Annotated in this window: 15 protein-coding genes; 13 read left to right on the top strand and 2 right to left on the bottom strand. The window is 58.9% G+C overall.

Annotation, left to right across the window (positions count from 1 at the left end; all coding sequences use genetic code 11):
- The first annotated feature begins 53 nt into the window (after positions 1-53).
- A complete protein-coding gene (locus tag KI243_RS24640; protein ID WP_017124296.1) occupies positions 54-896 on the top strand; it encodes a mechanosensitive ion channel family protein in 843 nt (280 codons plus the stop codon).
- A gap of 233 nt (positions 897-1129) precedes the next feature.
- Here KI243_RS24640 and KI243_RS24635 read toward each other — a convergent pair whose 3' ends face one another.
- Positions 1130-2494 carry an OprD family porin gene (locus KI243_RS24635; RefSeq protein ID WP_017124295.1) on the bottom strand — a complete coding sequence of 455 codons (1365 nt, stop codon included), beginning with the start codon at positions 2492-2494 and terminating at the stop codon, positions 1130-1132.
- Between the two features lie 985 nt (positions 2495-3479).
- Here KI243_RS24635 and KI243_RS24630 point away from each other — a divergent pair.
- Positions 3480-3911, top strand: coding sequence for an HIT domain-containing protein (locus KI243_RS24630; protein ID WP_177119758.1), 432 nt, complete (start codon positions 3480-3482; stop codon positions 3909-3911).
- Positions 3908-4114, top strand: a complete 207-nt coding sequence (locus KI243_RS24625) for a SlyX family protein (protein WP_017124293.1) — start codon at positions 3908-3910, stop codon at positions 4112-4114. Before KI243_RS24630 ends, KI243_RS24625 begins: the two co-directional genes overlap by 4 nt.
- Positions 4115-4188: 74 nt before the next feature.
- On the opposite strand, the gene KI243_RS33120 is transcribed toward KI243_RS24625, so the two are convergent.
- Positions 4189-4791: a cold-shock protein gene (locus tag KI243_RS33120; RefSeq protein ID WP_017124292.1), complete on the bottom strand. Its 603-nt coding sequence runs from the start codon at positions 4789-4791 to the stop codon at positions 4189-4191.
- Between the two features lie 461 nt (positions 4792-5252).
- On the opposite strand from KI243_RS33120, the gene KI243_RS24615 reads away from it, so the two are divergent.
- The 10 genes from KI243_RS24615 (at position 5253) to tolQ (ending at position 13210) form a co-directional block, all read left to right on the top strand.
- Entirely contained in the window at positions 5253-5723 is a 471-nt protein-coding gene (locus tag KI243_RS24615) for a Dps family protein (protein WP_017124291.1), read from the top strand.
- Between the two features lie 288 nt (positions 5724-6011).
- Positions 6012-6284 carry a ribbon-helix-helix domain-containing protein gene (locus KI243_RS24610; protein ID WP_017124290.1) on the top strand — a complete coding sequence of 91 codons (273 nt, stop codon included), beginning with the start codon at positions 6012-6014 and terminating at the stop codon, positions 6282-6284.
- A 212-nt stretch (positions 6285-6496) separates the two neighbouring features.
- Complete coding sequence (locus tag KI243_RS24605) at positions 6497-6718, top strand: zinc ribbon domain-containing protein (protein WP_177119760.1); 222 nt, start codon at positions 6497-6499, stop codon at positions 6716-6718.
- A 94-nt stretch (positions 6719-6812) separates the two neighbouring features.
- Positions 6813-8588 carry an aspartate--tRNA ligase gene (gene aspS, locus KI243_RS24600; protein ID WP_212810002.1) on the top strand — a complete coding sequence of 592 codons (1776 nt, stop codon included), beginning with the start codon at positions 6813-6815 and terminating at the stop codon, positions 8586-8588.
- Positions 8589-8721: 133 nt separating this feature from the next.
- Positions 8722-9468, top strand: a complete 747-nt coding sequence (locus KI243_RS24595; RefSeq protein ID WP_212810001.1) for a YebC/PmpR family DNA-binding transcriptional regulator — start codon at positions 8722-8724, stop codon at positions 9466-9468.
- Positions 9469-9616: 148 nt separating this feature from the next.
- On the top strand, positions 9617-10141 hold the full coding sequence (ruvC, locus tag KI243_RS24590; protein ID WP_177088222.1) for a crossover junction endodeoxyribonuclease RuvC: 525 nt from the start codon (positions 9617-9619) through the stop codon (positions 10139-10141).
- 114 nt (positions 10142-10255) lie between these two features.
- Positions 10256-10870 carry a Holliday junction branch migration protein RuvA gene (ruvA, locus tag KI243_RS24585; RefSeq protein ID WP_017124285.1) on the top strand — a complete coding sequence of 205 codons (615 nt, stop codon included), beginning with the start codon at positions 10256-10258 and terminating at the stop codon, positions 10868-10870.
- Positions 10871-11929, top strand: coding sequence for a Holliday junction branch migration DNA helicase RuvB (gene ruvB / locus KI243_RS24580; RefSeq protein WP_177130805.1), 1059 nt, complete (start codon positions 10871-10873; stop codon positions 11927-11929).
- A 128-nt stretch (positions 11930-12057) separates the two neighbouring features.
- Entirely contained in the window at positions 12058-12525 is a 468-nt protein-coding gene (gene ybgC, locus KI243_RS24575) for a tol-pal system-associated acyl-CoA thioesterase (protein ID WP_017124283.1), read from the top strand.
- On the top strand, positions 12515-13210 hold the full coding sequence (tolQ, locus tag KI243_RS24570; protein ID WP_103033137.1) for a protein TolQ: 696 nt from the start codon (positions 12515-12517) through the stop codon (positions 13208-13210). Before ybgC ends, tolQ begins: the two co-directional genes overlap by 11 nt.
- The last annotated feature ends 10 nt before the right edge of the window (positions 13211-13220 follow it).

The following is a 13220-nucleotide window of genomic DNA, read 5'->3' as shown; positions in this document are numbered from 1 at the left end:
TGTTCAAGGCGCAATCGTTTCGCCGGGCGATCGTACGGTAACAGGAGAGAACAATGGATCTGAATGCGGAAGTGGATCATCTCATCAAGGCCTCCGAGGCCTGGATTCCGATGATCATGGAATATGGCAGCCGTGTGCTGCTGGCGGTGGTTACCCTGGCCGTGGGCTGGTGGCTGATCAACAAGCTGACGGGCAAGATCGGCAAGTTGCTGGCGTTGCGCAACGCCGACCTGGCGCTGCAAGGCTTTATCAGCAGCCTGGCGAATATTGCCCTGAAGATCCTGCTCAGCATCAGTGTGGCCTCGATGATCGGCGTGGCAACCACGTCATTTGTCGCGGCTATCGGTGCCGCGGGCCTGGCCATTGGCCTGGCATTGCAGGGCAGCCTGGCGAACTTTGCCGGTGGCGTGCTGATCCTGATGTTCCGGCCGTTCCGCATCGGTGACACGATCACCGCGCAAGGCATTACCGGGACAGTCGACAGCATCCAGATTTTCCACACCATCCTGCGCACGGGTGACAACCAGACGGTGATCGTGCCCAACGGCAACCTGTCGAACGGCATCATCACCAACGCCAACCGCCAGGCCACCCGCAAGGTGGTGTTCGATGTCGGTGTCGATTACGAGGCTGACCTGCAGAAGGCTCGCCAGGTATTGCTGGATCTGGCCAAGGATGAGCGCGTCCTGGCTGACCCGGCCCCCGCGGCGGTGATTTCGGCGCTGGGCGACAGTTCTATCACCGTTTCCCTGCGAGTATGGGTGAAGACTGCCGATTACTGGGACCTGATGTTCATGTTCAACGAACATGCGCGGGATCGTCTCAAGGACGCGGGGATCGATATTCCGTTTCCGCAGCGCGTTATCCGGGTGATGCAGGAAACCGCGGCAAAGTAAGACAAGTGCATTGTTACCTGGCGCAGTGGTCAGGTATTCAGTGGCAAACCAAGGGGCCGATTGATGGCCCCTTTTTTGTGGCCGTCGATCAGTGGGATAGTTGTTGGTAAATTGGATGCTAGCTACTTATTAGTTTGCTATCAAAGTTCACGCATTACTAAAATCAGGGCAATAAAAAAGGCCCATCACCAAGATGGGCCTTTGTTCAAGCGAGTATTGCGAGTATCACACGATTACAAGATGTTGATCGGGTATTCGGTGATCAGGCGGAACTCGTTGATGTTGCCTTCGCCTTCGTCAGCATTGGCACGGTGCCAGGCTTGACGTGCACGGAAGGACAGATCCTTGAGAGGACCAGCCTGAACGACGTACTTGGCTTCCACGTTGGTTTCGAAGTGGCGGCCATCTTTGCCGTATGCACCGACATAGGAACCATCAACGTCGGCGTGGGTGCCGTCGATGCCGGTACCGTGGATGTTACGAGCCATGAAGCTCAGGCCTGGGATGCCGTACTCGGCCATTTTCAGGTCGTAACGTACTTGCCAGGACTTCTCACCCGGACCGTTGAAGTCGGAGTACTGGATGGAGTTGGCGAGGAAAATCGAGTCGCCACCACGGTTGTTGCGGTCACCCACACCGACGTAGTCGAACGGGGTGTCGCCACGTACTTTCTGGAATGCCACGGTAATCGTGTGCGCATTCAGGAAGGAGTAGGCGGTCGCGAACGAGAAAGCGGTGTTGTCGATGTCACCTGCCAGCGCAGAACCGGTGTCGGTTGTGCGATAGATGTTGAAGTCGAAGTTCAACGATTGCTGTGCAGCCAATGGCAGGGTGTAGTTGACGTTGGCGTAGTACTGGTTCCAGAGATCCTTGAGTTTGGCGCCGTACAGGGACGCGGTCAGGTTCTCGTTGATGGCGTATTTGCCACCCAGGTAGTCGGCGCTCTTGACGTCGAGGTTCGCACCAGCGTTGGCTTTGCCTGCACCGATCTTGCCGGCGTAGGTAGCGCGCAGTTGCTGATCCATTGCAGTCTGGTCCTGGCTGCTGCCAGCGTAGAAGTGGCCGGCTTCCAGATCCAGGTCTTTGACTTCGCTGCTCTGCAGTTGGAAGCCACGAGCGGTCTGTTGGAACAGACGGCTGCCGCCCAGGGCGAAGACAGGAGCAGTGCTAGGCTGCTGGTCACCGAATTTCAGTTCGGTCTTGGAGACGCGTACAGCAACTGCTGCACCGGCTTTGCCGAAGCTGTCATTGTTCTTGTTGTTGGCATCACGGCTCATGTTCTGAGAGCCCGATTGTTTGTCTTCGCCGCTCAGCAGATAGCCAGCATCGCCAAAACCTTCAACCTTTACACCAACCTGACCCTGAGTGTAACCCGAGCTGAACTTGCCCAGAATGCCCTGGGTCCAGTCGATCGAGTCTTCTGCACCGGCTTTCTTGTCACGGTTGAAGTAGTAGTTCTTCAGAACCACGCCAGCCGAAGCACCTTCAACAAAACCCTTGGCATCAGCCTGGTCGGTAACGAAAGGTTCAGCCATTGCCAATTGAGTGCCTGCTGCGGAAACAGCCAGGGCGATCATGCTCCACTTCATCACGCGCATCGTGATTTGCTCCTTTGGTTTTTAGGAAGAGTACTGCCGTCCCACCTGTATTTTTGTCTGGGCGGCTCTTTCTTTTTGTGTCGGCGCAAACTTATATCACGCTGACATTATTGGCGATACTTGCTCACCTATCCTTGCGGCTTCTTTACGAGCGTGTCGCAAAAAGCTCGGTCCATGTCGCAAATTCACAGCCTTTTCGTATCGGCTGTACAACTTCAGCGCTGTTGTCGAACGCCTGAGCATAGATAAGAAAGCCCCATGTTCAAGCATTTAACTGTCCATGGTCGCACCGTCTTGCGTTGTTACCGTGTCGCGGGAGCTTCAGCGTCCGATCAGGCCCTCTGTAGCGACTATGCAGGGGGTAATGCAACAAGCATGCACAAAGTTCAAAAAAAACCAGAAAATATTTTCCTGACCGTCCCGTCGCGCTGAAACCCTCATGAGAGCAGGGGCGAAGCCGGTTTCTCATGGTGCTTGACGTATCACTTTTCCTTGTGCTGCTAATCCATTGATTACGTGCAGAAAGCTGAAAACGTTACCGGTCCACACCGCCAATGGGTTAATCGGCGGGTAGAACATGCACCGATAGTAGTCGCTCTGTGCAGTTTTGGTGCAAAAGTGACTGTAGGCTGTTTCTGTTCGTACAGTCAGTCGTTTCCGTTCGTGCTTTCTGTCGATCGGCTCAGGTCGAGTCGGCATCGCAGGTCAGGGAAGGTTTTCAGGAAAAGATGACGTTTTGATTATAAGAAAGGTTTTTTTACGTCTTTCTGAATGAGAAAGGGTCGTTCTGTACCCGAAATGGTGCGTAGCGTTTCCAGGTGTTTCATTTTGGCGCGGAGAGAAGATGATCGTCCGTTTGCCGCTCTCCGGCCGGCTTGCAGTGAACTGGAGGCCGAAGGCGGGTATCCTCATCGCATGTGGCCGGGCGAAGGCGCAGTCGAGTCGTCGCCTTGGCAGGAAAATCAGTCAAGCAGGAGTGTTTACGGTGTTCGTTCTCGATTCGCGTCTTCAACAAGACACTTTGCCGATGGGCGACTTTCCGTTGTGTCGCCTGCTGTTATCCAATGATTCGAATTATCCCTGGTTCATTCTTGTGCCCCGGCGCGCGGACATCAGTGAGCTGTTTCAACTGGAGGCGGCGGACCAGGAACAGTTGTGGCGTGAAACCACCGAGCTGGCGCGGGTGCTCAAGGATACTTTCGAGGCGGACAAGTTGAATGTCGCGGCGCTGGGCAATGTGGTCAGCCAACTGCATATGCATGTCATCGTTCGTCGGCAGAGCGACGCCGCCTGGCCCGCCCCGGTCTGGGGCAAGCATGCGGCACAGCCCTACAGTGATGCGCAGGTCAGTGTGATTCGCCAGCAGTTGGGCGTGGCCCTGGCCGAGGGTTTCTCCTATGTGCAGGCGCAATCATGAGCCTCGAGGAGCGCGTGACGGAACTGGAGACCCGTCTGGCCTTTCAGGATGACACCATCCAGTCGCTGAACGATGTGCTGGTGGTACAGCAGCGAGTGGTGGAACGTCTGCAACTGCAGATGGCGGCCCTGCTCAAACGTCATGAAGAAATGATGGGGCAGTTCGAGTCTTCCGAAGAGGAGGCCCCGCCGCCACACTATTGAGGGGGGCGCAGCCAGCAGGCGTAAAAAAAACCGCGAGCCGTCAAATGGCGTCGCGGTTTTTTTTCAGGCGGGAATCAGCGACGCGGCGAGGCGGCGATCACATCTTCGGCCTGCAGGCCCTTGTCGCGGTTCATCACCGAGAACTCCACGCGCTGGCCTTCGACCAGGACGCGGTGGCCTTCGCCACGAATGGCGCGGAAGTGCACGAAAATATCGTCACCGGAGTCCCGCGAGATAAAGCCGAAACCCTTGGAGGTATTGAACCACTTCACGGTGCCGGTATCGCGGTTGGTCATGTCGTAGTTATGGGAAGCCGCGGCGGGCGAGGACCTGTAGAAACTCACGACCAGGTGCAGAAGCACGGCTATCACCGCGGCTGCCAGGCTCAGCAGTACGGCGGGTTGGCCTGCGACCATCGGCAGGGGGGCGAGCAGTACCAGGATTTGCAGGACAACCGCGAGGATCAGCAAGGCGCTGACAAGGTTTTGCAATTGGTGACGTGGACCCTTGTTCCAGTAGGGAATGACCGGAGCGAGGATGAGGTTGAGCAAGCCGAAGAATGCCAGGTAAAGCGCATCGGGTTGTTGCAGGTAGGGCAGGGCTTCGGATCGCAGGCTGGGTATAAAGGACAGCAGCAGGGCGACAGCGCCCGTTAGCAGATGGACGATTTTCAACATTTTGATTAACTCACTCAAGATAGATCGCAAGGAAGAGCTGAGGGCACCCGGTTCGCTTCTGAAAAAAGGTGAGGCGGTGAGCACGCGCGCCAATCAGCCTATGCGCCGCGCCCAGAAAATTGGGTTGCGACGACACAGACTCTATTTAACAGCAAAGCCCGAACCTTCTCAAATCAGTGGCTTGGCCTACTATCGGTGGCATTGCGGGTGAATGCCGGTCGTGATTGCCCAAGGAGCGGGGAGAGGCCTGATCTAGACGTTTGCAGGCCGTTGATCCGAGATGTTTCAAGGTGAAGGCCGGCGAGCCCGGTTTTTTCCTTCGCTTTCGCCGGTGTCGGGCTGGCAGGTGTGGCGGATTTGTCGCAGGTGGATCGTGGCGTGCGGGCTGCATGCCGCGCGGACTCTTGCTAGAGTGGTCCTACACCTTCAAGGGTGATCTCAATCACATCAAGGGGATGCATATGGCTATTGATATCGGTATCAGTGAAGCGGATCGCAAGTCCATTGTCGAGGGGCTTTCCCGCCTGTTGTCGGATACCTATGTACTTTATCTGAAGACCCACAACTTCCACTGGAATGTCAGCGGCCCGATGTTTCGGACCCTGCACTTGATGTTTGAAGAACAATACAATGAACTGGCCCTGGCGGTGGATCTGATTGCGGAGCGAATCAGGGCACTGGGATTTCCGGCGCCGGGTACTTATTCAACTTATGCACGGTTGTCTTCGATCAAGGAAGAAGAAGGTGTGCCGAGTGCCGAGGAAATGATCAAGCAGTTGGTGCAGGGGCAGGAGGCCGTTACCCGTACGGCGCGAGGCATATTTCCACTGCTGGATAAAGTCAGCGATGAGCCGACCGCCGACCTGTTGACCCAGCGTATGCAGGTGCATGAGAAAACCGCCTGGATGCTGCGGGCGCTGCTGGAGGGCTGAGGCAGGGGCACGGATGAGGCCCACGGGGCTTCATTCGTGCGATTGCCGGGCCTGCTGTTCCGTTCCTGCCGCGCAATATCGCGGTTCTGCATTTTCTCGTCGCATCATCCTACAGTTGTCATGGTTCGGTCCGCTGGATAAGAACTTTTACTTAATGTTTTATGTGAGAGAGATTTTCCAGGAATGTCCTTATTCAAGGACATGTGGCGACGGAGTGCGAGGAAGATGGTTCAGTTAAGTCAGTGTGGGGGGGAGGCTGGTTTGTTTCGTAAAACCAGGACGGATCCCATGTTGCTGGAGTTTGATATCGGATTGGCAAAGCCGGTTTCGCGGTCGGTGCGCCTGAATGGATTTGCAACCTGTCTGCGCCTGGAGGAGGTGTACTGGAAAGTACTGGCCGATATGGCCGGTATCAACCAGTGCACGGTCAATGCGCTGCTGTCCAACGTCGATATGGAGGTTCATCTGCGCTATGGGGGGGTGAAGAACTTCAGTGGCTTGATTCGTGTCGTGTGCATGGTGCACCTCCTGACCCTGGGTGGTTTGCACCGTTCGGCGTGATAGGGGGGGGAGCGGCGCCCCCGGTCGGACTGTCGGTCGTCGAAGGTCCTGAAAGGCGGCGCCCGTCGGCGGTCGCTGGATACGCTGAGCGGGATGGCCGGTCATACGGCTGCAAAGCCTCGATTTAACAGATATAATCCCGCTCTTTGCTGCATGGCCCGACTCTGGGCTCGGGCAGCAGTGATGTCGTTATCTGATTGTCGAGACGCCCCATGCCCATGTACGACTACCAATGCGCTTCCTGTGGTCATCAGTTGGAAGCCATTCAGAAAATCAACGCCGCCCCTCTGGTCGATTGCCCTGCCTGCCAGGCGCCAGAATTGAAAAAGATGCTTTCGATGCCCGGCTTCCGCCTCAGCGGCAGCGGCTGGTACGAAACCGATTTCAAGACCGGTGCCAAGAAAAACCTGGCCGGTGGCGACAAAGCCGACTGAAAATGAGTCACACGAGCGGGCTCTTGCGCGCTACAGGCACTACAGTACGCAAGACCTCCACCGAATTCGAATTACGAGAAGTGAAACCACGACCATGATGCGCAGCCATTATTGCGGCCAACTGAACGAGAGCCTGGAAGGCCAGGAAGTCACCCTTTGCGGATGGGTCCACCGTCGTCGCGACCATGGCGGGGTGATTTTCCTCGATATCCGTGACCGCGAAGGTCTGGCCCAGGTGGTCTTCGATCCGGATCGCGCCGACACCTTTGCCGCCGCCGATCGCGTGCGCAGTGAATACGTGGTGAAGATCACCGGCAAGGTGCGCCTGCGTCCGGCCGGTGCCGGCAACGCCAACATGGCTTCCGGTGCAATCGAAGTGCTGGGCTACGAGCTGGAAGTGCTGAACGAAGCGGAAACCCCGCCGTTCCCGCTCAACGAGTATTCCGATGTCGGCGAGGAAACCCGCCTGCGCTATCGCTTTATCGACCTGCGTCGCCCTGAAATGGCCGAGAAGCTGCGCCTGCGTTCGCGCATGACCACCAGCATTCGTCGTTACCTGGACGAAAACGGCTTTCTCGACGTCGAGACGCCGATCCTGACCCGTGCGACTCCGGAAGGCGCCCGCGACTACCTGGTACCGAGCCGTACCCACCCCGGCAGTTTCTTCGCCCTGCCACAGTCGCCACAGCTGTTCAAGCAACTGCTGATGGTGGCCGGTTTCGACCGTTACTACCAGATCGCCAAGTGCTTCCGCGACGAAGACCTGCGTGCCGACCGCCAGCCGGAATTCACCCAGATCGACATCGAGACCAGTTTCCTCGATGAAAAAGACATCATGGGACTGACCGAAGGCATGATCCGCAACCTGTTCAAGGAAGTGCTGGATCTGGAATTCGGCGAATTCCCGCACATGACCTGGGACGAGGCCATGCGTCGCTACGGCTCCGACAAGCCGGACCTGCGTATCCCACTGGAACTGGTGGACGTTGCCGACCAGCTCAAGGATGTCGAATTCAAGGTGTTCAGCGGTCCGGCCAACGACCCGAAATGCCGTGTGGCAGCCTTGCGCGTGCCGGGTGCGGCGAGCATGCCGCGCAGCAAGATCGACGACTACACCAAGTTCGTCGGCATCTACGGTGCCAAGGGCCTGGCGTACATCAAGGTCAACGAGCGCGCCAAGGGCGTGGAAGGTCTGCAGTCGCCGATCGTCAAGAACATCCCCGAGGCCAACCTCAACGTGATCCTCGATCGCGTCGGTGCGGTCGATGGCGATATCGTGTTCTTCGGTGCCGACAAGTCCAAGATCGTCGGCGAGGCCCTGGGAGCGCTGCGGATCAAGGTCGGTCATGACCTCGAGTTGCTGACCAGCCAGTGGGCGCCGATGTGGGTCGTCGATTTCCCGATGTTCGAAGAGAACGAAGACGGCAGCTTCACCGCCCTGCATCACCCGTTCACCGCGCCGAAGTGCTCGCCGGAAGAATTGGAGGCCAACCCGGCCACCGCGCTGTCCCGCGCCTACGACATGGTCCTGAACGGCACCGAGCTGGGTGGCGGTTCGATCCGTATCCATCGCAAGGAAATGCAACAGGCGGTATTCCGCCTGCTGGGTATCAGCGAAGCGGAACAGGAAGAGAAGTTCGGCTTCCTGCTCGATGCACTGAAGTACGGTGCTCCACCCCACGGTGGCCTGGCCTTCGGTCTCGACCGCCTGGTGATGCTGATGACCGGTGCCCAGTCGATCCGCGAAGTGATCGCCTTCCCGAAAACCCAGAGCGCGGCCTGTGTCATGACTCAGGCACCGGGCCTGGTGGACGCCAAGGCACTGCGCGAGCTGCATATCCGCCTGCGCGAAACACCCAAGGCCGAGTAACCCGGTCCTGGCGGGCGCATCCTTGGATGCGCCCTTTCTTTTATACAGGTCGAAAATTCTGTTTGCCGGCCGGCGCCGACTGCGTGGCGGGCAATGTTTCAAGGCAATCTTTCAAAGAGCACCGGAGCGAGTTATGGCGGGTCATTCCAAGTGGGCGAACATCAAGCACCGCAAAGAACGTCAGGATGCCAAGAAGGGCAAGATCTTCACCAAGTGGATTCGCGAGCTGACCGTTGCTGCCCGCCAGGGTGGTGCTGAGCCGGGCTCCAACCCACGTCTGCGCCTGGCCCTGGACAAGGCCCTGAGCGCGAACATGAGTCGTGACATCATCGATCGTGCCGTCGCCCGTGGTGCCGGTGCCGCCGACACCGACGACATGGTCGAGCTGAGCTATGAAGGCTATGGTCCGGGCGGTGTGGCGGTCATGGTCGAATGCATGACCGATAACCGCAACCGCACTGCCGCCGCCGTGCGTCATGCTTTCAGCAAGTGTGGCGGCAACCTCGGCACCGATGGCTCCGTGGCCTATCTGTTCGAACGCAAGGGGCAGATCTCCTTTGCTCCGGGCGTCGACGAGGATGCCCTGATGGAAGCCGCGATGGAGGCCGATGCCGATGACGTGGTGACCAACGAAGACGGCTCCATTGATGTCTTCACCTCGTTTGCCGGCTTCTACGCGGTGCGCAACGCCCTGGAGGCGGCCGGGTTCAAGGCTGGTGACGCGGAAATCGTCATGCTGCCGACCACCAGTGCCGAACTCGATCTCGAGGGCGCGGAAAAGGTCCTGAAGATGATCGATATGCTCGAAGACCTGGATGACGTGCAAAACGTCTATTCCAACGCGGAGATTCCCGAGGCCGTGCTGGAACAGCTCGGCTGAGCGACACATGCCCCTGCGTGGCAGGGGCATTCTCCGGTTGCCGCGGGGAGGGGCGGGTGTCCTCAGGGCAGCACTCTATCGACCTGCATGCATATACAGTAGATACTGCGCGTCATTGGCAGGCTTTCTCGATCAAACCGCAGGCGTTATGACTCTTATTCTTGGTATCGACCCGGGTTCGCGGATTACCGGTTACGGTGTGGTCCGCGACACCGGGCGTGGCTGTGTCTATGTGGCCTCGGGCTGCATCCGCACCGGCAGCGGCGAGCTGCACGAGCGCTTGCAGGTGGTCTACCGCAGCGTGCGCGAGGTGATCCAGACCTATGGCCCGGTAACCATGGGCATCGAAAAGGTGTTCATGGCAAAGAACGCCGATTCGGCGCTCAAGCTCGGCCAGGCGCGCGGCGCGGCGATTGTCGCCGGTGCCGAGGAGAACCTGGAGATTGCCGAGTACACGGCGACCCAGGTCAAGCAGGCGGTAGCCGGTACGGGCGGCGCCAACAAGGAACAGGTGATGATGATGGTGATGCACCTGCTCAAATTGACCAGCAAGCCACAGGTTGACGCCTCGGATGCCCTGGCGATCGCCTTGTGCCATGCGCACACGCGTTCGAGCCTGTTGCCCCATGGATTGGGGGCGGCACGGACCCGTGGCGGTCGCCTGCGTCTCTGATAGCATCATCAGCTTAAACAATTTTGCTTGCCGATAGAGTGTCTTGCCGGATGATGGCAGGTCTATCGTTCTGTTCATCAGCCCCCGGCCTGGCCGGAAACAAGGATCTGATACGTGATTGGACGCTTGCGCGGCACCCTGGCTGAAAAACAGCCACCGCACCTTATCCTGGATGTGAATGGTCTCGGCTATGAGCTGGAGGTCCCGATGACCACGCTCTATCGCCTGCCGTCGGTCGGCGAACCGCTGACGCTGCACACCCATTTGGTCGTGCGCGAGGATGCCCAGTTACTCTATGGCTTTGTCGGCAAGCGTGAGCGCGACTTCTTTCGCGAGCTGATCCGCCTCAATGGTGTCGGGCCCAAGCTGGCACTGGCGTTGATGTCCAGCCTGGAGGTCGATGAGCTGGTGCGCTGTGTGTCGGCCCAGGACACCTCGGCGCTGGTCAAGGTGCCGGGGGTGGGCAAGAAGACCGCCGAGCGCCTGCTGGTCGAGCTCAAGGACCGCTTCAAGGCCTGGGAAACCGTGCCGAGCATGTTTGCCCTGGTACCGAACCAGCCGGACGGTGCGCCGCCGGTGCCGGTCGCCAGCGCCGAGACCGATGCGGTCAGCGCGCTGATTTCCCTGGGCTACAAGCCACAGGAAGCCAGCAAGGCCGTGTCTGCCATCAAAGAGAAAGGCTTGAGCAGCGAAGATATGATTCGTCGCGCCCTGAAGGGAATGATTTAAGTGATTGAAGCCGATCGTTTGATAGCCGCTTCCAGCGGGCGTGACCGCGAGGAGGTCCAGGACCGGGCGATTCGTCCGTTGAGCCTGGCCGAGTACATCGGTCAGCCCACGGTCAAGGAACAGATGGAGCTGTTTATCCAGGCCGCCCGCGGTCGTAGCGAATCCCTCGACCACACCTTGATCTTCGGGCCGCCGGGGTTGGGCAAGACCACCCTGGCCAATATCATTGCCCAGGAAATGGGTGTGTCGATCAAGAGCACTTCCGGACCGGTGCTCGAACGGGCGGGGGACCTGGCGGCGCTGCTGACCAACCTCGAGCCCCATGATGTGCTGTTCATCGACGAAATCCACCGCCTGTCGCCTATCGTCGAGGAGGTGTTGTATCCGGCGATGGAAGACTTCCAGCTCGACATCATGATCGGCGAGGGCCCGGCCGCGCGCTCGATCAAGCTGGATCTGCCGCCGTTCACCCTGGTCGGCGCGACCACCCGTGCGGGCATGTTGACCAACCCGTTGCGTGACCGCTTCGGTATCGTGCAGCGTCTTGAGTTCTATAGCACCGCGGACCTGGCGACCATCGTCAGTCGTTCGGCGGGGATTCTCGGGTTGCCGTTGGATCCCGACGGTGCCTTCGAGATCGCCAGGCGTGCCCGCGGTACGCCGCGGATCGCCAACCGGCTGCTGCGGCGGGTCCGTGATTTCGCCGAGGTGCGGGCCAAGGGGCATATCACCAAGGCGGTGGCGGACCTGGCGTTGAACCTGCTGGATGTCGACGAACACGGTTTCGATCATCAGGATCGGCGCCTGTTGCTGACCATGATCGAGAAGTTCGACGGTGGCCCGGTGGGCGTGGACAGCCTGGCGGCGGCGATCAGCGAGGAACGACACACGATCGAGGATGTGCTCGAGCCCTACCTGATCCAGCAGGGCTACATCATGCGCACCCCCCGTGGTCGTGTGGTCACCCGGCATGCGTATCTGCACTTCGGTTTGAACATTCCCTCGCGCCTGGGTGAAATGCCCGTGGCAGACGAGTTTCTGGATGCGCTGGATGAGTAAAGACGGGACAGGGGCTGATTTATTCGGTGTTTGCGTTGTCCGAAGGGCACGTGTCACGAATCTTCATGCAAAAGTATGAAAAACAGTTGCCTGGCCGGATTGGCAACCTGAGGAGTAAGCACTAGAGTATGCGCGCGCAAAACGGGGTTCAGTCGTTCGCACATCGCTGTCGCGTTTATTACGAGGACACCGATGCCGGCGGCATCGTGTATTACGTTAATTACCTTAAGTTCATGGAGCGGGCTCGAACCGAGCGGCTGAGGGAGCTGGGCTTTGCCCAATCCGAGCTGGTGGGGGAGAACCTGTTGTTCGTCGTGCATTCCAGCGAAGCGCGTTACCACGTGCCGGCGCGACTGGACGACGAGCTGTTGATCAGCGCGGATGTCATTGAATTGAACCGTGCGAGCCTGCGTTTCAAGCAGCAGGTTCGGCGGGCAACGGATTTAACGCTGCTCTGCGAAGGGCAGTTTCTGGTGGCGTGTGTACGCGCCGACAGTTTGAAACCCCGGGCCATTCCAGAAGCCTTGCGGTCGGCCTTTGCCGACTCAAGCGGCGCGGGTACTCACTTAGAGCAGGAGATAAAGCGTGGAAGCTAACGTCGTCGACCATTCCTCCATGTGGAGCTTGGTCAGCAATGCCAGCATCGTGGTGCAATTGGTCATGCTGATCCTGGTGGCTGCCTCAGTCACCTCGTGGATCATGATTTTCCAGCGCAGCAACCTGCTGCGCGCCGGTCGTCGCGCCCTGGAGAGCTTCGAGGAGCGCTTCTGGTCGGGTATCGACCTGTCCAAGCTGTACCGTCAGGCCGGCAGCAACCCGGATCCGGATTCGGGTGTCGAGCAGATCTTCCGCGCCGGCTTCAAGGAGTTCTCCCGCCTGCGCCAGCAACCGGGTGTCGATCCGGAAGCGGTCATGGAAGGTGTGTCCCGTGCCATGCGCGTCGCCATTTCCCGTGAAGAAGAAAAGCTCGAGCAGAGCCTGCCGTTCCTCGCGACCGTGGGTTCCGTCAGCCCGTATATCGGCCTGTTCGGCACCGTCTGGGGGATCATGAACTCCTTCCGTGGCCTGGCGACTGCCCAGCAGGCGACCCTCGCCACCGTGGCTCCGGGTATCTCCGAGGCCCTGGTGGCCACGGCGATCGGCCTGTTCGCGGCGATCCCGGCGGTTATCGCCTACAACCGCTTCGCCGCCCGCGGTGAAACGCTGATCAGCCGTTACTACACCTTCGCCGACGAGTTCCAGGCGATCCTGCACCGTAAAGTGCACACCAGCGAAGAGTGAGCAGGTAAAT

The organism is Pseudomonas sp. Ost2 (assembly GCF_018326065.1).
Taxonomy (GTDB): domain Bacteria; phylum Pseudomonadota; class Gammaproteobacteria; order Pseudomonadales; family Pseudomonadaceae; genus Aquipseudomonas; species Aquipseudomonas gingeri.
This window is presented reverse-complemented; position numbering and strand designations above follow the sequence as displayed.